At 36.6% G+C, this 18295-nt stretch carries 17 protein-coding genes and 1 tRNA gene; 16 read left to right on the forward strand and 2 right to left on the reverse strand.

The window, feature by feature from the left end; translation table 11 throughout:
- The 15 genes from dnaA to KBW87_RS00075 all read left to right on the forward strand — a co-directional run bounded on the left by dnaA (position 1) and on the right by KBW87_RS00075 (position 15697).
- Positions 1 to 1362, forward strand: a complete 1362-nt coding sequence (gene dnaA, locus KBW87_RS00005) for a chromosomal replication initiator protein DnaA (RefSeq protein WP_057809102.1) — start codon at positions 1 to 3, stop codon at positions 1360 to 1362.
- A 172-nt stretch (positions 1363 to 1534) separates the two neighbouring features.
- Complete coding sequence (dnaN, locus tag KBW87_RS00010) at positions 1535 to 2665, forward strand: DNA polymerase III subunit beta (RefSeq protein WP_057809104.1); 1131 nt, start codon at positions 1535 to 1537, stop codon at positions 2663 to 2665.
- A gap of 217 nt (positions 2666 to 2882) precedes the next feature.
- Positions 2883 to 3104, forward strand: a complete 222-nt coding sequence (yaaA, locus tag KBW87_RS00015) for a S4 domain-containing protein YaaA (RefSeq protein WP_057809171.1) — start codon at positions 2883 to 2885, stop codon at positions 3102 to 3104.
- 5 nt (positions 3105 to 3109) lie between these two features.
- Positions 3110 to 4222: a DNA replication/repair protein RecF gene (gene recF, locus KBW87_RS00020; protein ID WP_057809106.1), complete on the forward strand. Its 1113-nt coding sequence runs from the start codon at positions 3110 to 3112 to the stop codon at positions 4220 to 4222.
- Between the two features lie 13 nt (positions 4223 to 4235).
- Complete coding sequence (gene gyrB, locus KBW87_RS00025) at positions 4236 to 6200, forward strand: DNA topoisomerase (ATP-hydrolyzing) subunit B (RefSeq protein ID WP_057809108.1); 1965 nt, start codon at positions 4236 to 4238, stop codon at positions 6198 to 6200.
- A 10-nt stretch (positions 6201 to 6210) separates the two neighbouring features.
- The gene (gyrA, locus tag KBW87_RS00030; protein WP_057809110.1) at positions 6211 to 8682 is read left to right on the forward strand and encodes a DNA gyrase subunit A; all 2472 of its coding nucleotides are present in this window, start codon (positions 6211 to 6213) and stop codon (positions 8680 to 8682) included.
- 194 nt (positions 8683 to 8876) lie between these two features.
- Positions 8877 to 9173, forward strand: a complete 297-nt coding sequence (gene rpsF / locus KBW87_RS00035) for a 30S ribosomal protein S6 (protein ID WP_004039882.1) — start codon at positions 8877 to 8879, stop codon at positions 9171 to 9173.
- Positions 9174 to 9215: 42 nt separating this feature from the next.
- Positions 9216 to 9731, forward strand: coding sequence for a single-stranded DNA-binding protein (gene ssb, locus KBW87_RS00040; protein WP_004039881.1), 516 nt, complete (start codon positions 9216 to 9218; stop codon positions 9729 to 9731).
- Between the two features lie 30 nt (positions 9732 to 9761).
- A complete protein-coding gene (rpsR, locus tag KBW87_RS00045; RefSeq protein WP_004039880.1) occupies positions 9762 to 9998 on the forward strand; it encodes a 30S ribosomal protein S18 in 237 nt (78 codons plus the stop codon).
- A gap of 147 nt (positions 9999 to 10145) precedes the next feature.
- Positions 10146 to 12167, forward strand: a complete 2022-nt coding sequence (locus tag KBW87_RS00050; protein WP_255807090.1) for a DHH family phosphoesterase — start codon at positions 10146 to 10148, stop codon at positions 12165 to 12167.
- A 12-nt stretch (positions 12168 to 12179) separates the two neighbouring features.
- On the forward strand, positions 12180 to 12635 hold the full coding sequence (gene rplI, locus KBW87_RS00055) for a 50S ribosomal protein L9 (RefSeq protein ID WP_057809114.1): 456 nt from the start codon (positions 12180 to 12182) through the stop codon (positions 12633 to 12635).
- Positions 12636 to 12659: 24 nt separating this feature from the next.
- Positions 12660 to 14042 (forward strand): replicative DNA helicase, encoded by a 1383-nt coding sequence (gene dnaB / locus KBW87_RS00060; RefSeq protein WP_057809115.1) that lies wholly within the window; start codon positions 12660 to 12662, stop codon positions 14040 to 14042.
- A 126-nt stretch (positions 14043 to 14168) separates the two neighbouring features.
- Positions 14169 to 15047 carry an ROK family protein gene (locus KBW87_RS00065; RefSeq protein WP_004039873.1) on the forward strand — a complete coding sequence of 293 codons (879 nt, stop codon included), beginning with the start codon at positions 14169 to 14171 and terminating at the stop codon, positions 15045 to 15047.
- Positions 15048 to 15255: 208 nt separating this feature from the next.
- On the forward strand, positions 15256 to 15435 hold the full coding sequence (locus KBW87_RS00070) for a CsbD family protein (RefSeq protein WP_057809117.1): 180 nt from the start codon (positions 15256 to 15258) through the stop codon (positions 15433 to 15435).
- 1 nt (position 15436) lies between these two features.
- On the forward strand, positions 15437 to 15697 hold the full coding sequence (locus KBW87_RS00075; RefSeq protein WP_004039869.1) for a GlsB/YeaQ/YmgE family stress response membrane protein: 261 nt from the start codon (positions 15437 to 15439) through the stop codon (positions 15695 to 15697).
- A gap of 98 nt (positions 15698 to 15795) precedes the next feature.
- Here KBW87_RS00075 and KBW87_RS00080 read toward each other — a convergent pair whose 3' ends face one another.
- Positions 15796 to 17022 carry a DUF2974 domain-containing protein gene (locus KBW87_RS00080; protein ID WP_057809119.1) on the reverse strand — a complete coding sequence of 409 codons (1227 nt, stop codon included), beginning with the start codon at positions 17020 to 17022 and terminating at the stop codon, positions 15796 to 15798.
- 110 nt (positions 17023 to 17132) lie between these two features.
- Positions 17133 to 17843 carry an MgtC/SapB family protein gene (locus KBW87_RS00085; protein ID WP_057809121.1) on the reverse strand — a complete coding sequence of 237 codons (711 nt, stop codon included), beginning with the start codon at positions 17841 to 17843 and terminating at the stop codon, positions 17133 to 17135.
- 173 nt (positions 17844 to 18016) lie between these two features.
- Here KBW87_RS00085 and KBW87_RS00090 point away from each other — a divergent pair.
- Positions 18017 to 18089, forward strand: a tRNA-Thr gene (locus tag KBW87_RS00090).
- Positions 18090 to 18295 lie beyond the last annotated feature (206 nt).

Below are 18295 nucleotides of genomic sequence, written 5' to 3' on the forward strand. Positions count from 1 at the left end.
TTGTTTGACATTGATAAATTTTGGCAGCACTTCAACAATGAAATGCGCGAGCGTTTTAACGAAGTCGCATACAACGCCTGGTTCAAAAATACAAAACCCATCTCTTATGATAAAGAGAAACATGAATTAAAAATTTCTGTTCAAAATCCTGTCTCAAAAGGTTATTGGGAAAAAAATTTATCCTCTCAATTAATTCAATCTGCCTATGGTTATGCAGGAATTGAGCTTTTACCCATCTTTCAAGTAGCTGATACAAATAGTCCCGAAAGAATTGTTACACCAGAACCTAGAAGAATTAATATCGAAAATAAAAAACCAGCTAAACCTGGCTTTATGCAAAATCTTCAATTAAATGATAAATATACCTTCGATAATTTCGTTCAAGGTGAAGGAAACAAATTAGCTGCTGGAGCGGCTTTAGCAGTTGCAGATAGCCCAGGGAGTTTCTATAATCCTTTGTTCATCTTTGGAGGTGTAGGATTAGGTAAAACCCACTTAATGCAAGCCATTGGACATCAGATGTTAGCAGAAAAACCAGATGCAAAAATCGTTTATATTCAAAGTGAAACTTTTGTTAACGACTTTATTAATTCCATCAAAAATAAAACTCAAGATGAATTCAGAGAGAAGTATCGCACCTGTGATTTATTACTTGTGGATGACATTCAATTCTTTGCTAAAAAAGAAGGTATTCAAGAAGAGTTTTTCCACACGTTTGAAACCTTATATAATGATCAAAAGCAAATCGTAATGACTAGTGATCGCTTACCTACAGAAATTCCTGATTTATCCGAACGCTTAGTTTCTAGATTTACCTGGGGGCTCCAAGTTGAAATTACTCCACCTGATCTTGAAACTAGAATTGCAATTTTACGGAGAAAAGCAGAATCTGAAGGATTAACTATTGACGATAATACTCTGAATTATATTGCTTCCCAAGTAGATACCAACATCCGAGAGCTGGAGGGTGCATTAGTGAAAGTTCAAGCTCATGCAACTATTGAAAAGGAAGATATTAATCCATCTTTAGCCCGCGAAGCCTTAACAGATCTTAAACTTGTGCAAAAAGATCGTGGATTACAAATTCCAAAGATTCAAGAAGTAGTAGCTAATTATTTCCAAACCTCGACAGAAGAGCTGAAGGGAAAGAAGAGAGTTCGTCAAATTGTTGTCCCTCGCCAGATTGCAATGTATCTTTCTCGAGAATTGACAAATGCAAGTCTGCCTAAGATTGGTCAAGAATTTGGTGGAAAAGATCACACTACCGTTATGCACGCCTGTGATAAAATTGGAAAACAAATTCAAACTGATACTGAGATCAAAGCTGCCGTATTTGACTTAAAACAAATGCTTGATCACTAAAATCCATACTGTGGACAAGTAGGGTGGTTTTGCACATAGTTTTCAACCGAAACAATCCCTATAGATCAATAGATACAATGAGTTTTCAACAATTTACACAGGCCCTACTACTACTAACTAATTAAATATATAATTAATAATAAAAGAAAAGCTCAGCCTAGGAGGAAAATTAATGAAGTTTACAATCAATCGAAACTTATTCATTGAAAATTTGAATAACGTAATGCGTGCAATTTCATCCAGAACTACTATTCCTATTTTAAGTGGTATTAAATTAGTTCTAACTGAAGATGAATTAATATTGACTGGTAGCGATACTGATATTTCTATTGAAATTAAGATTCCAGTAAGTGAAGACTTAACTGTAGAATCTACAGGTTCTATCGTTTTACCAGCTCGCTTCTTCAGCGAAATTATCAAGAAATTACCGGGTAAAGACTTCTCTTTTGAAGTTAAAGAGAGTTTCCAAACTCAGATTGTGTCAGAAAATAGTGATTTCACTATCAACGGTTTAGATGCAAACAATTATCCACGTTTACCAGAAATTCCAGATGATTCTACCTTTACTATTTCTGGTAAAACCTTCCGTGAAATTATTAATGAAACTCAATTCGCAGTAGCAACCCAAGAAAGTCGTTTAGTTTTGACTGGGGTACATTTTAACTTTAGCCCAGACCAAATTAAGGCTGTAGGTACTGATTCTCACCGTTTGTCAGAACGAACAATTTCTCTTGAAAATGGTCCACAAACTGAAACAGATTTGATTATTCCAGGGAAGAGTTTACAAGAATTATCAAGAATTATTGGTGAAGGTAATCCAGAAGTTAAAGTTTGCCCAGGAGAAAGCCAAGTTCTATTTGAGATTGGAAATATCTTATTCTATTCACGACTTTTAGAGGGCAGTTATCCTGATACTGATCGTCTTTTACCCACAGAAAGTTCCACAAGTGTACAATTTGAACTCTCTGAACTTTCTAGCGCACTTGATCGTGCTAGTTTGGTTACTCATGCCGGTCGAAACAATGTGGTTAAGTTGAGTTTAGATACAGAAAACCAAAAGGTTGTCTTATCTGGGGAATCAGCTGAAATTGGGAATGTAGAAGAAGAAGTTAGCTTTAAGAATTTGAGTGGAGAAAATCTTGAATTGTCATTCAATCCAGATTATTTGCGTGATGCTTTGAGAGCTTCAATCACCGATTCAATTGTCATGAAATTTACTCAACCTCTTCGCCCATTTACTGTGGTGCCTGATAAAGAAGATATCAATTTTGTACAATTGATCACCCCAGTTAGAACATTTTAGAAAAAATTGATTAATTTATAAAAAAAGTCCATCGACTGATGGCTTTTTTTTGATTCATTTTTTATTAAATGGCGTAAAAAGCGAATACTGTATTTCAAGTAGTCTTTAAATGTAGTCAGGCTAATTATAATAAAAAGCGCTCATATGGGCTTATATGGATTTTAAGTTTGTCTTTTCTTCTATGAACGAATATAATTATATAGGTGAAAAAACAGCATTGAAGGTGAGCATTATCAAGGTTTTTAAAATTAGTGGTGACTATATTACATTAAGTCAATTTTTGAAAGAAGAAAGTATTATCTCATCGGGAGGCCAAGCAAAATGGTATCTGAAAGATAATCCAGTTGTTTTAAATGGTAAAAAAGAAGATCGTCGAGGCAAAAAGTTATATCCAGGTGATGAACTGGAGATTGCCGAACAAAAATATGAATTTCGGTAAAAATAATGTATCTGGATCATTTTACAATTAAGGATTTTCGTAATCTTGAAAAATTAGATATGGAATTTGATCCTAATGTCAATATTTTTGTGGGGAATAACGCTCAGGGAAAAACTAATATCCTGGAGGCCATTTATTTTTTAGCTTTAACTAGATCGCACCGCACTAATAGTGATAGTGAATTAATCCGATTTGGATGTGAATATGCCACTTTATTAGGGAAAGTGCACAAAAATCAAGTGGAGATAAACTTACGCGTTGCTATTGCTAAAAAGGGGAAAAAAGTGTGGATAAATCGCATTGAGCAATCTAAATTATCAAAGTATATTGGACAGCTAAATGCTATTTTATTTTCTCCGGAAGACCTTAGTTTAGTTAAAGGTGCACCTAGTTTGAGGAGACGATTTATGGATCAAGAGTTTGGTCAAGTAAATGCGGAATATTTATATTTTGCGCGTCAATATCGTCAAGTTTTGATGCAGAGAAATAACTATTTAAAGCAATTACTGAAAAATCAAGCTCATGATTTAGTTTTTCTAGATGTGTTATCAGATCAACTGGCAGGAATTGCTGCGGAAATAGTTTTCCGAAGATTTAGATTTTTGGAATATCTTAGTACGGCAGCAAGTAATGCGTATAAAAATATTAGTTTAGACAGTGAAAAATTAACATTAGTTTATCATCCGTCCGTTTCTCAAATTGAAGCTGATGATTCTAAAGAAAAGATGTATCAAAAAATTCGGGCTAATTTCAAAAAAATTAGAGACTCTGAATTACGTAAAGGAACTACTTTAATTGGGCCGCATCGTGATGATATCGAGTTTAGACTTAATCAGAAGAATGCACATTTGTATGCATCTCAAGGCCAGCAACGATCTATTGCCCTGGCAATAAAGTTGGCTGAAATAAGTCTGATTCATCATTTAACTGATGAATATCCAATTTTATTATTAGATGACGTAATGAGTGAGTTAGACCATGAGCGTCAAAGTTCGCTTTTAAATTATATTCACGGGAAAACTCAAACTTTTATTACTACCACGGATTTGGAAGGTATTTCCTGGGAAATAGTAAACGAACCCAAAATATATCATGTTAAAAATGGGGAAATAGTATAAAAAGGAGTATTAAATGGCTGATAAAGACAATAAAGATCTTGATAAAGTTAAAAAATACGAACAAGAAGCAGATAAATATAATGCCAGCCAAATTCAAGTTTTAGGGGGACTTGAAGCTGTTAGAAAACGTCCTGGTATGTATATTGGCTCCACTAGTTCTCAAGGGCTTCACCATTTGGTATGGGAAGTAATTGATAATAGTATTGATGAGCGTCTTGCTGGATTTGCAACCAAAATTGAAGTAACTGTAAATGAAGATGGTAGTGTTACAGTTCAAGATGATGGTCGTGGAATTCCTGTGGATATTCAAGAAAAAACAGGTCGTCCAGCATTGGAAACAGTATTCACAGTATTACACGCCGGTGGTAAATTTGGCGGTGGTGGATATAAAGTATCTGGTGGTCTTCATGGGGTAGGAGCATCAGTTGTGAATGCTTTATCCACAAAGCTTGATGTTACCGTTATGAGAGATGGCAAAAAGTACGCTATTGATTTTGATCATGGACGTGTTAAGGACGAAATGCGTCAAGTAGGCACAGTACCAATGGGTGAACATGGGACAATTGTTCATTTTTATCCAGATCCTGACATCTTCACTGAAACTACTGTTTTTGACGATAAAATTTTAAAGAATCGTATTCGTGAATTAGCCTTTTTAAACAAAGGGCTTAAATTAACCTTTACAGATAAACGTAAGGAAACAGCTGAAACCGACGTTTACCATTTTGAGGGGGGAATTAAAGAATACGTTGCATTTTTAAACAAGGATGCAGAAAAGTTATTTGATGAACCAATTTATGTTGAAGGCGATTATGATGGAATTAATGTTGAAGTGGCTTTGCAATATACAAATGGCTATAAAACAACATTAATGACTTTTGCTAATAATATCCATACCTATGAAGGTGGGATGCACGAAGCTGGATTTAAGACAGCTTTAACTCGTGTAGTAAATGATTATGCCCATAAGGCTAAAATCTTAAAAGATAAAGACGATAATCTTTCAGGTGAAGATATCCGTGAAGGTATGACTGCGGTCGTTTCTGTAAAGCACCCAAACCCTCAATTTGAAGGGCAAACCAAGACTAAACTGGGTAATTCTAACGCTCGGACAGCTGTGGATAAAGCCTTCTCTGAAACATTCAGCCGTTTCTTAATGGAAAACCCAAGTGTAGGTCGTAAGATTGTGGAAAAAGCTCAACTTGCCGAAAGAGCTAGAAATGCGGCTAAGCGTGCCCGTGAAGTTACTCGTAAGAAATCTGGTCTTGAAATTGCTAACTTACCAGGTAAATTAGCTGATAATACCAGTAATGATCCAAGTATTTCTGAATTGTTTATCGTCGAAGGTAACTCTGCCGGTGGGTCTGCTAAGCAAGGTAGATCTCGGTTGACGCAAGCAATTTTGCCAATTCGAGGAAAAATTTTGAATGTGGAAAAAGCTTCCATGGATCGAATTTTAGCTAACCAGGAAATTAGATCATTATTCACAGCTTTAGGCACAGGGTTTGGCGCAGACTTTGATGTGAATAAGGCTCGCTACCATAAATTGATTATTATGACTGATGCCGATGTGGATGGGGCCCATATTAGAACTTTATTACTTACGCTTTTCTACAACTACATGCGTCCAATGATTGAAAAAGGATATGTGTACATTGCTCGTCCACCTCTTTATCAAGTTCGTCAAGGTAAAGTAATTAAATATCTTGATACAGATGAAGAGCTTCATGATTATTTAGGTAGCTTGCAACCTAGTCCTAAGCCAATTGTTCAACGTTATAAGGGACTTGGGGAAATGGATCCAGAACAACTTTGGGAAACTACCATGAATCCTGAAAATCGTCGGTTGGATCGTGTAAGTCCTGAATACGCTAAAGATGCTGATGAAGTCTTTGAATTGTTGATGGGTAACGAAGTTGCACCTAGACGTGACTTTATTGAAAAGAATGCTAAGTATGTTGAAAACTTAGATGCTTAAGGGGGATTAAATGGATAACGATAATCAAACTCAAGATCGTAGAATCCGCAATGTTGACCTAACTAGTACTATGCGTAGCTCATTTTTGGACTATGCCATGTCAGTTATTGTTGCGCGTGCACTTCCTGATGTTCGTGATGGTTTAAAACCAGTTCAGCGTCGTATTTTATACGGTATGAGTGAATTAGGAGTAACTCCAGATAAGCCATATAAGAAATCAGCCAGAATTGTTGGGGAAGTTATGGGTAAATTCCACCCACATGGTGACTCTTCAATTTACTTAGCTATGGCTCATATGGCACAAGATTTCTCATACCGTTACATGCTCGTTGATGGTCATGGTAACTTTGGTTCAGTCGATGGAGATGAACCAGCTGCCATGCGTTATACGGAAGCTCGTATGAGTAAAATTGCCATGGAAATGTTGCGTGATATCAATAAAAATACTGTTGATTGGCAACGAAATTATGATGACACTGAAAGTGAGCCAGTTGTTTTACCTGCTCGTATTCCTAATTTACTTGTAAATGGTGCAAACGGAATCGCTGTTGGGATGACAACCAACATTCCACCACATAATTTACGTGAAGTAATTAGTGGCTTGCATATGTTGATGAAGAATCCGGATGTAACAACTAAGGATTTGATGAAGGCTATCCCAGGCCCAGATTTTCCTACTGGTGGAACTATTATGGGGCGTGGTGGTATTTATCGTGCTTACGACACTGGTAAAGGGAATATCGTAGTTCGGGCTAAAACCAGCATTGAAACCGAAAAAAGTGGGCGTGAAAGAATCATTGTAAGTGAAATTCCATACATGGTAAATAAAGCTGAATTAGTTAAGAAAATTGCTGATTTAGCTCGTGAAAAAATCATTGATGGAATTACCGGTGTTCGTGATGAATCCGATCAAACTGGTATGCGAATCACAATTGATATTCGTCGTGATGCAAGTGCAAGTGTAGTGTTGAATAATTTATTCAAAGAAACACAAATGCAAGCTAATTTCGGAATGAACATGGTGGCAATTGTAGATGGTGCCCCTCACTTCTTAACTTTAAAGCAGATGCTTGAGTATTATTTGAATCACCAAGAAGATGTGGTAACACGCCGGACCAAGTTTGAACTTGCTAAAGCTGAGGCTCGCGCTCACATTCTTGAAGGCTTGCGAATTGCACTTGATCATATTGATGAAATCGTAAAAATTATTCGTTCTAGCCAATCTAGCGATGTGGCTAAGGCTGCTTTAATTAGTCGTTTTGGTCTAGATGATAAACAATCTCAAGCTATTTTAGATATGCGTTTGGTTCGTTTAACTGGACTTGAACGGGATAAAGTTGAATCTGAATACCAAGATTTACAAGTAAAGATTGCGGACTTTAAGGATATTTTGGCTAAACCTGAACGAATCGATAAAATTATTTATGATGAATTGTTAGATATTCAAAAGCGTTATGGCGATGATCGTCGCACTGAAATTGGAGCTAGTGAAGTTGTTTCAATTGAAGATGAAGACTTAATTGAACGCCAAAATGTACTTTTAACTCTTACTCATAGTGGCTATATTAAGAGAATGCCAATCAATGAATTTAAGACCCAAAATCGTGGAGGTAAGGGAATTAAAGGTATGGGAGTGCAAGATGGTGACTTTACTGAGCATCTGATTTACTCAAGCACTCACGATATGCTTTTATTCTTTACTAACAAGGGTAAGGTTTACTCGAAAAAAGCTTATGAAATTCCTGAATATGGTAGAACTGCCAAGGGATTGCCAATTATCAACTTGCTTCAACTTGAAAAAGGCGAAAAGATTCAAACAGTGATTAACATCCCAGAAGGCGCAGATGATAACTACTTGTTCTTCATTACTAAGATGGGAACTGTTAAACGTACCCATGTCGGTGAATTTTCTAACATCAGAAATAGTGGTTTGATTGCTCTTACTCTTCGTGATGGAGATGAATTGAGCAATGTGTTAACTACTGATGGTAAGCAAAATATTTTAATCGGTACTCATTTAGGCTATGCGGTAACCTTCAATGAAGGGGATGTTCGTCCAATGGGTCGAACTGCTGCTGGTGTACGTGGAATTAATTTACGTGATCATGATTATGTTGTTGGATCAGAAGTTATTAAGCCAAATGATGATGTTTTGGTAATTTCTGAAAAAGGTTATGGTAAGCGTACTTCTGCTAGTGAATATCCAATTAAAGGACGTGGCGGAAAAGGAATTAAGACTTCAAATGTAACCGAGAAGAATGGTCCTCTTGCTGGAGTTACCGTAATTGATGGAACTAATGATATTATGGTGATTACTACTGATGGAATTATGATTCGCTTCAAGACTGATGATGTTTCTCAAACTGGTCGAAGCACAATGGGTGTGAGATTGATTAAGGTAAGTGGAGACAATAAAGTAGCTAGTCTTGCAATTGTTCCAAATGAAGAAGATCAAGATAATATTAAAGAAGTAGACGAATAGAAATTTAATTTATAAAAAATTATCGAACTTTTTTGCGTATTTAATTACGGAATAAAAAATTTTCTGGATCACGCGAAATTGTTTGGTAATTTTTTATTTATATGCTAGAATTAGACATTGCGAGTAATATTTTCCATTACTCCTTGTTCTTAATTCGAAAGAACCATTTAGTCCAGAAGGAGGTGCAATAGTTTATGGCAACTACTAAGTACGAAATCACTTACATCATTAAGCCTGACATCGATGAAGAATCAAAGAAGGCTCTTGTTGAAAACTACGATAAGGTTATCGCAGACAACAACGGTACTATGGTTGAATCCAAAGACTGGGGCAAGCGTCGTTTTGCATACGAAATCGATAAGTATCGTGAGGGTACTTACCACATCATGACTTTCACTGCTGACAACGCTGACGCAGTTAACGAATTTGGTCGTTTGTCAAAGATTGATAACGCCATTTTACGTTCAATGACTGTTAAGTTAGACAAGTAATTATCATCGAACCGTAATTTAGGAAAGGAAAGGTAATCAAGTATGATTAATAGAGTTGTACTTACCGGACGTTTAACGCGTGATCCTGAATTGCGTACTACTGGGAGTGGAATCTCGGTTGCTACGTTTACTCTTGCTGTTGATCGTCAATATACAAATGCTCGAGGCGAGAGAGAAGCGGATTTTATTAGCTGTGTAATTTGGAGAAAGTCAGCAGAAAACTTTGTTAACTTCACTTCAAAGGGATCGCTAGTAGGAATTGATGGCCGACTTCAATCCAGAAGTTATGATGATAAAGATGGGAAACGAGTATATGTAACTGAAGTTGTAGTAGATAGCTTCGCATTACTCGAATCCCGTAGAGATCGTGAAAATCGCGGTCAAAACGGCGGTTACACACCAACTAGCGGAAATGCTGGCACTCAAAATACTAACAATTTCCAAAATAATGATAGACCTTCTCAACCAAATACCAATAGTTCAGCTCCTAAGCCACAGGATCCATTTTCTGGCTCAGGGGATGCAATTGATATTTCGGATGATGATTTACCATTCTAAAATAAGAATTTAAAGAAAGGACCTAGGGATATGGCTCAACAAAGAAGAGGCGGCCGTCGTCGTCGTAAGGTTGACTACATTGCAGCTAACCATATTGAATATGTTGACTACAAGGACGTTGATCTGTTGAAACGTTTTATCTCAGAAAGAGGTAAGATTTTACCACGTCGTGTCACTGGCACTAGCGCAAAGAACCAACGTAAGGTTGCAAATGCAATTAAGAGAGCTCGTATTATGGGCTTGTTGCCATTTGTTGCTGAAGACTAATTAGTCAGTAATAATACGTAAAATAAAAAAGTTTAGCTGAAAGGCTAGGCTTTTTTTGTACATAAATTTTCTTTGGTTTTCATAAGGGTTGTATGATAAGGTATAATGATACTGAAGTAGTTTACTATGATTTAGGAAGGATCTTTAATGAAAGATTTTTTACGTAAGCTTGAAGTACCAGCGTTTATTAAGGATTCGCGACTGACAGCTTCCGTAATAATCATCTTGGCACTTTCTTTAATTGGAAGTATTATTGGGATGATTATCAACCCTATATTTGGATTAGCATTGATTTTAATATTTATTTTGACTGTTGCTTTTGCAATTTATGGGACATATATTTTAGCAAATAATGCTAATAGTTTTGCTGTTAATTTGTCGTATCGGATCAAGCGAAGCGAACAAGAGGCTATGATTAAAATGCCTTTAGGAATATTGCTGTATGATTCCGATCATCAAATTCAGTGGGTGAATCCTTATTTACAATTATATTTAAAAAATGACGACCTAATTGGACACACTATTGAGTCAGTGGATCCTAATTTAAATAAGCTTTTAAATGAAGCTATTAAAGCCAAAACATCTGAAAATCAGACTGTGAGATGGGATGGTCATGATTTCGAAATGGTGGTTCAGGATAATTTAGGTGTAATTTATTTATTGGATATAACGCGTTATGCGCAAATCGAGAGGAAATATAAAGCTGAACGTTTAGCAATTGGTCAGGTCTTTATTGATAATTATGATGAATTAAGCGAAACGATGCATGATCAAGAATTAACCAGTATGAGTTCTTATGTGCAGAATACTTTGAGTGATTATGCGAAAAAATTTAACGCTTATTTGAAGAGAATTGATGAAGATCACTTTTTATTGTTAGCACATATGCAAGATCTTGATAAAATGGAAGAAGACAAGTTTTCTGTGCTTGATAAAGTGCGTCAGGAAACTAGTCGAAACAATACGCCACTTACTTTATCTATTGGGATTGCTTTTGGTAGTGATTCCTTGACGGAAATTGCTAACCAAGCTCAATCTAATCTTGATTTAGCCCTTGGACGTGGGGGAGATCAGGTTGTTTTACGGCAACCGGGAAAAGATGCCCACTTTTATGGTGGAAAATCTAATCCAATGGAAAAGAGAACCCGAGTTAGAGCTAGAATGGTGTCACAAGCAATTAGTGAGTTGTTTAAGGATGCCGATCGAGTTTTTGTTGTTGGGCATCAACGGCCAGATATGGACTCTGTGGGGAGTGGAATTGGTGTAGTAAAAATTGCTCGTCTTCACGGGGTAAAAGCTAATTTTGTGCTTGATACAAATAAAACTAATTATGATGTTGGTCGCTTAGTTACTAGAATGCAACATGCTAAAGAGGATAATGATATTTTTATTGATCCAAATGAAGCATTAGAGGAAGCTACCGACAAGTCATTGTTGGTAATGGTAGATCATTCTAAATATTCAATTACTTATTCTCAAGATTTATATGATCGTTTAAAGAATAGAATCATTGTGATTGATCACCATAGACGTGGAGAAGAATTCCCAGAAAATCCAATGCTGACATACGTTGAACCATATGCTTCTTCAGCTTGTGAGTTAGTAACAGAAATGATTGAATATCAACAACCAGCTAATGGTAAGAGAGTTTTAACGGATTTAGAAGCAACTGCAATGCTCGCTGGTATTGTAGTAGATTCAAAGGAATTCTCATTAAGAACTGGCACTAGAACATTTGATGCAGCTAGCTATCTACGTTCGATTGGGGCTAGTTCGGCTGTTGTAAGTGAGCTTTTGAAGGAAGATATTGATAGTTTTCTTGAGAAAACTCACCTAATTGCTACTCTTAAAATGGTTCGTCCCGATATGGCTGTCTTGGTGGGACCTAATGATAAAATTATTGATCCAATTGTGACTGCGCAGGCTGCTGACACTGCCCTAGATTTAAAAAATGTTGAGGCTAGTTTTGCAATAACCAGGCGTAGCCAAGATACCATTGGAATCTCAGCTCGTTCAATGGGTAAGATTAATGTTCAAATCATCATGGAAAAATTAGGTGGTGGTGGTCACTTATCTAATGCGGCAACGCAGATTAAGAATGTGACTGTAGAAGAAGCAGAAAATCGATTGCTTAAGGCGATTGATGAGTATGAAAAGGAAAATGAATAAAGGAGAAAAACTATGAAAGTTATTTTTACTCAAGATGTTAGAGGCCGTGGTAAGCGCGGAGAAGTTAAAAATGTTCCAGATGGTTACGCACAAAACTTTTTGTTTAAGCGTGGGATGGCTAAGCCTGCTAACAAGGCTAACATGCACACTTTAGAACGAGTTGCTGCTAATGAAAAAGCAGCTTATGAAGCCGAAAAGGCAGAAGCTGAAAAGATTAAGGCAATTCTTGAAAAAGATGATACTGTTGTTAACTTTAAATCAAAAGCTGGAACAGACGCTCGTCTCTTTGGTTCAATTTCTAGCAAGAAAATTGTCGAAGGCTTAGAAAAGCAATATGGTGTTAAGATTGATAAGCGTAAATTGAATCTTCCAGAGCCTATTAAATCATTAGGCTACACTAATGTACCTGTTAAGCTTTTCAAAGGTGTAGAAGGCAAAATTCGTGTTCACATCACTGAGCAAGATTAGTTAAATAAATTGGTTGTGAAGTAAATGGATAATATTGTCTCGCAGCAAGTACCACATGATTCTGTAGCCGAAAAGGCGGTTTTAGGAGCAATTTTTATTGATCCTGAAGCTATAGCAGATGCAAGTGGTATTTTACAAGCTGGCGATTTTTATGAAAGAGCTAATCAATATGTCTTTCAAGCAATGTTGGACTTGTCAGATGAGGAGACTGCCATTGACCCGTTAACTATTCGAGATCAACTGACTAAAAAGAATCAGTTGGAAGATAGTGGAGGAGTGGCATATATTTCTGAATTAGCCATGTCAACTCCTACGGCTGCGCATGTTACGTATTATGCACAGATTGTCCACAGAAAAGCTCTTTTAAGAAGACTGATTTCGGCTAGTCAAAAAATTATTTCCAACGCCATAAATGATTCTGATGATGTTACTGATATTTTAGATGATGCAGAAAGTGAAATCTTGAATGTTTCATCTGAAAATAATACTGGCGGCTTCAGGAATATTAAAGAAGTTGTGAATGATACTGTTGATGAAATTAGTCGTTTAACTGAGCAAGATGAAACTATTACGGGGCTTGCAACAGGATTTCAAGAGCTTGATAGGATGACCACAGGATTTCATAATGATGAATTAATCATTATTGCGGCGCGTCCTGGTGTTGGTAAGACCTCTTTTGCTTTAAATGTAGCTCAATTTGTAGGAATTCATGATAAAAAATCAGTGGCGATGTTTTCACTGGAAATGAGTAGTGAACAGCTGGTTCAAAGAATGCTTGCTTCAGAAGGCTTGATCAATTCTCAGCACTTGCGAACTGGACAGCTTGATGAAGATGAATGGCGAAAATTAATTGTTGCCTCTGGTTCACTAGCTAATGCCAAAATTTTTATTGATGATACTCCTGGTATAAAAATGAGTGAAATCAGAGCTAAGTCAAGAAGACTTGCAAAAGAAACCGGAGATTTGGGTTTAATCGTGATAGATTATCTTCAGTTAATTGAAGGACCACGTAGTGAATCTCGCCAACAAGAAGTTTCAGCTATTTCTAGACAATTAAAAAAGCTTGCGAAGGAACTTCATGTACCAGTAATTGCCCTTTCGCAGTTATCTCGTTCTGTTGAGCAGCGTCAAGATAAACGCCCTGTCCTATCTGATATTCGTGAATCTGGTTCTATTGAACAGGATGCCGATATTGTATCTTTCTTATATCGTGATGATTATTATCGGGATAAAGGAGAGGATGACGCAGATAGCTCTGAAGTGGCTCCTGAGCAGGATAATGGTGAAGTAGAGGTAATTATTGAGAAGAACCGTTCTGGTAGCCGTGGGACGGTAAAATTGATGTTTTCAAAGCCATATAATCGTTTTTCTAACTTGGATTATGTGCATGATGCACCTGATAAATAAAAAGACATCCTTTAAGGGATGCCTTTTTGTATGTCTAACTTTTTATTAACATATATTGAAAGCATTTACATAAAATGATAATATCAATATAATTGAGAAAAACATGAAGAGAAAAGGATGAAACTAATGGCAGATAAAAAATATGTAGGTAGTATTGAAGCAGGAGGCACTAAATTTATTCTTGCTGTTCAAGATGTAGAAACTGGCGAAACTGTTGCAACCGATCGTATTCCTACTACTGCTGCAGATGAAACTTTAAAAAAGAGTGCGGAATTCTTTAAAAAGCATCCAGTAGATGCTTTAGGAATTGGAACATTTGGGCCAATCGATATTAATCCTAATTCCCACACTTTTGGCTATATTTTGGATACTCCAAAACGTGGCTGGTCAGGTACCAATGTAAAAGGCTTTTTTGAAAAAGAATTAGGTATTCCAGTAATTATGACCACGGATGTGAATGCTTCTTGTTACGGTGAATATATTGCTCGTGGTAAAGATGACACTAAGAGCTATTTCTATGTGACTATTGGTACCGGGGTTGGTGCAGGAATTGTTCAAGGTGGAAAGTTCCTCGGTCTTAATAATCACCCTGAAATGGGCCATATGCTTATTAAACGCTATCCTGGGGATAATTATGAAGGAAAATGTCCTTTCCATGGTGCAGATTGTGTGGAAGGAATGGCTGCAGGTCCTTCTCTTGAAGGCCGTACGGGAATCCCTGGTGAAAAGTTATCTCGTGACAATGAAGTGTTTACTTATGTTGCATATTACGTGGCACAAATGCTCTTTAATGTTTATATGAGTGCGCGTCCAGATGTAATGGTTGTTGGTGGATCTGTATTAAACGAAGATGATTTGGTAAAGGTTCGCAAATACTTTGATAAATTCAATAATAATTATGTTGCTACTCCAGATTTAGATGAGTTAATTGTGCGCCCGGCTGTCGCAAATAACGGTTCGGCTACTTTGGGAGATTTTGAATTGGCAAAAACTCTCTTGAAGTAACAGATAACGGTCTAAAAAGCAACTTAAAGGCTTAACTTCTAAACTATTCCTTAAGTTAAGCCTTTTTTTCTGTTTTTTAGTGACACCATGTCATCGATAGAGTATCATTAAGACAACAAGTAAAAATATAGTTAAGAAAGATGAGGTGAGTCCACCAGGCTTTTAATAGTTAAAATCAGAATAATAAAAGAAAGGATGGAAGAGCAATATGGTTAAAGATAAGGGTCTTAAAGACAAAGTTGTCGGTAAAGTAAAAGAAGTTGAAGGCAAAGTTACGGGCGATAAGCTACGTGAAGCTGAAGGTAAAGCCCAACAAGCTAAAGGCAAAGCTAAGAAAAAAGCTGACGATATGAAAAAGAAACTCGATAATGAAAACGAGGTGACCTAATATGTTACACTGGATTTGGGTGTTAATTGTCGGAGGTGTGATCGGTTTAATAGCTGGGGCACTTACAGGCAGAGGTCAATCAATGGGCTGGATTGCTAATATTTTAGCTGGTCTTATCGGTTCATCACTTGGTGAAGCGTTACTTGGTGCGTGGGGACCCCAAGTAGCAGGAATGGCAATTGTGCCATCGATACTAGGAGCAGTAATTCTAGTATTGATTGTTTCATTTGTTCTCAGTATGATGAATCGTAAAACAAATTAGAATTTGATTTATAACTTATAAATAAAAATGAATCCTTAGATCAAAAAGCACTCTATTAGACATTTCTCTAATAGAGTGTTTGTGTTACACATGAAACATTACTCATCATCATGAAGATGCTTGAGTTTTTTATTTTGTTTTATTAAAACAAAAGGCAATTTAAGACTTGGTTTTTGTGGATCATAAAATTCAAAGAAGATAGGCGCCTTATTGGAATCATTGCTTTTTGGATAATAACGAAAGCGTCCATCAATAAAAGGTAAATTCAAATTACGCCGGTAGGTGGTCCAAATATCATTAAACATGCTAGTGATGATTTGACGCAAACGTGGTTCAAGAGACATAATAACATGACCTAAACGATACGTTCCCAGTAGTTTATGAGTAGTAAGTTGATTCATGTCATTAATATCGGAGTTCTCAAAAGCATCAAATAAGGCAGAGAACATTTCACCACGTTTTTCATCAGGAATAGAATGATTAAAGTGAATTAATGAATGTCGCAAAATTCGGGCCCCAATCGTTAACCCATCTGCTAATACAAAACTGTTTCTAGCTACACGCCATCTACGTGGATCGTGTTGGTCTTTCATGGGGGCATCGCTTTTAACAATTAAAACTCGCTCAGGATGATCGAGCATGGTACCAATAATAGAACTTTCAGGCAGATAAGTCTTCATTTTATAAATTGTACGCTTAAAGCCAGGACTAGAATAAACTTGACGGTAAAATCCAGGTCCGTCAAAACTGAGCGCTTTTACAATTCGATCTTGGAGGTGGGGTCTAGCTGCACTCAAGGCAAATTGAGCAAAATTTCCACCCTTAGAGTGTCCTACTAAGTAAATTTTATCCTTAGGGAAACGTTCCGCAATTGCGTTTAAATAGCGGGCTGCGACGTTTTGACCGTAGACTTCAGGCATGTAATTCATATTCATGTCTTCATTCCAACCAATCATCGAGCTATCAGTTCCCCGATAAGAAATTAGAATTGTGTTCTTATTTAATCGAAATGTGGCGGCGGTAAATTGCAAGGGAGCCGGCTTTTTGCCGATTTTGTTAGTCCAATTTAAAATTTTGATACGACCTAAGCGTGGACTTTTAGGTAAAAGTAAAACTTGGGCACCAGCTTCATCATGCATTTGATGTTGAAATGACTCCATATGTTGCAACTTTTCAGCAACTTCACTTAAAGTATGGCCTGCGGCAGATTTGTCGACAGGTAGATAAATAATAGAAGAAAATAGTGATGCATCTACACTGTTGAAGGGCATTTCTTTAAAACTTAGATCCCCACGCCAGCGTAAATAATCAAGTGATCCAGCCATTTTTCCATCCTTTCTAAGATAATAAGTAATATTAATATTTTAGCGCAAAATTTACTTCTAACAAAAAAGAACCTTCTTTATCAGGTTCTTCTTAAGAGATTCCTAACTGACTATTTACCACCCCGAGTGTAACTAATCCTTTTAATGTCAGGATATTTCCTTAGTGCCATAATAATATCGTTTTCATCTTGCTTATTGTTAATTATTCCATCTACATAAAAGGTAATTTTCTCATCGCTAACATCTAAAATTTTAACTGAAATGTTTTCTACTTGATTGGCAGCGAGCTCCTCTTTAATTTTTTGGAGAATATGATGTTTGTTAGCGGCTTCAATTTGAAGATTAAAGCGAATATGAACAATGATCTTATCAATAAGTGAATCGTCGTGGAAGATCATCTGAACAACAAATAGGAAGCCCGTGGCTAAAATTCCGATGAGGTACATGCCACCACCAACGGCCATTCCGATTGCGGCAGTAGCCCAAACACCAGCGGCAGTCGTTAATCCAGAAATTTGTTCCTTTCTAACTAAAATTGTTCCGGCGCCGATGAAGGAAATACCAGTGACAATTTGAGCGGCAATTCTTGATGGGTCAAGAGATATTCCACGAATTCCGAGAATATCTTCAAAGCCATATTTAGAAACAATCATGAATAAAGCTGAAGCAACGGCAACAACAATGTGAGTCCTAACTCCTGCGCTTTTTCTTTGAATTGCGCGCTCATATCCAATTAAAGCGCCACAAATGGCAGCTACAAAAATTCTTAAGAGCCAATCTAATTGAGTTGCAAGTGGAGCAAAATATGCAAATTTAATCATTAAGATCCCTCTTTTTGTAAATCCAAAACTGATTAATCACTTCAATTGTAGTATAGAAAGGGCTAAAATGCTGGAATGACGAAAAAAGTTGAAAAAAGTTTCGAAAAAGACTTGCGCAAGTCCCATTTATATGGTTTAATTAATATCGTTGTCGGGTGAGACAACAAGAAGTTGCTGACTTAGCTCAGTTGGCAGAGCACGTCACTAGTAATGATGAGGTCGGAGGTTCGAATCCTCTAGTCAGCATTAAAAAGAATCATTTACATTGATTAACCTTAATTTGTTAACGTTTTATGAAGATAAATTAAGGTTGATTTTTTTGTGTAAAAGTAAATGATGCACAATAAGTGCACTCTGTTCATTTGTTAAAGTGCAATTTTTGCACGCAGTTTTTTGAGAGAGGAATAATGATCAAAACTAAAAAAAGACGCTTATCTACAATAAAAGTAGGT

It is taken from the genome of Lactobacillus intestinalis (assembly GCF_024397795.1).
GTDB lineage: Bacteria > Bacillota > Bacilli > Lactobacillales > Lactobacillaceae > Lactobacillus > Lactobacillus intestinalis.

Excerpts from the sequence above, each read along its gene's own strand:
- ssb (WP_004039881.1), top strand. The coding sequence starts at position 9,216 with ATGATTAATAGAGTTGTACTTACCGGACGTTTAACGCGTGATCCTGAA.
- dnaB (WP_057809115.1), top strand. The coding sequence starts at position 12,660 with ATGGATAATATTGTCTCGCAGCAAGTACCACATGATTCTGTAGCCGAA.
- gyrA (WP_057809110.1), top strand. The coding sequence starts at position 6,211 with ATGGATAACGATAATCAAACTCAAGATCGTAGAATCCGCAATGTTGAC.
- KBW87_RS00065 (WP_004039873.1), top strand. The coding sequence starts at position 14,169 with ATGGCAGATAAAAAATATGTAGGTAGTATTGAAGCAGGAGGCACTAAA.
- KBW87_RS00085 (WP_057809121.1), bottom strand. The coding sequence starts at position 17,843 with ATGATTAAATTTGCATATTTTGCTCCACTTGCAACTCAATTAGATTGG.
- gyrB (WP_057809108.1), top strand. The coding sequence starts at position 4,236 with ATGGCTGATAAAGACAATAAAGATCTTGATAAAGTTAAAAAATACGAA.
- rpsF (WP_004039882.1), top strand. The coding sequence starts at position 8,877 with ATGGCAACTACTAAGTACGAAATCACTTACATCATTAAGCCTGACATC.
- rplI (WP_057809114.1), top strand. The coding sequence starts at position 12,180 with ATGAAAGTTATTTTTACTCAAGATGTTAGAGGCCGTGGTAAGCGCGGA.
- KBW87_RS00050 (WP_255807090.1), top strand. The coding sequence starts at position 10,146 with ATGAAAGATTTTTTACGTAAGCTTGAAGTACCAGCGTTTATTAAGGAT.
- recF (WP_057809106.1), top strand. The coding sequence starts at position 3,110 with ATGTATCTGGATCATTTTACAATTAAGGATTTTCGTAATCTTGAAAAA.
- KBW87_RS00080 (WP_057809119.1), bottom strand. The coding sequence starts at position 17,022 with ATGGCTGGATCACTTGATTATTTACGCTGGCGTGGGGATCTAAGTTTT.
- dnaN (WP_057809104.1), top strand. The coding sequence starts at position 1,535 with ATGAAGTTTACAATCAATCGAAACTTATTCATTGAAAATTTGAATAAC.
- KBW87_RS00075 (WP_004039869.1), top strand. The coding sequence starts at position 15,437 with ATGTTACACTGGATTTGGGTGTTAATTGTCGGAGGTGTGATCGGTTTA.
- rpsR (WP_004039880.1), top strand. The coding sequence starts at position 9,762 with ATGGCTCAACAAAGAAGAGGCGGCCGTCGTCGTCGTAAGGTTGACTAC.
- KBW87_RS00070 (WP_057809117.1), top strand. The coding sequence starts at position 15,256 with ATGGTTAAAGATAAGGGTCTTAAAGACAAAGTTGTCGGTAAAGTAAAA.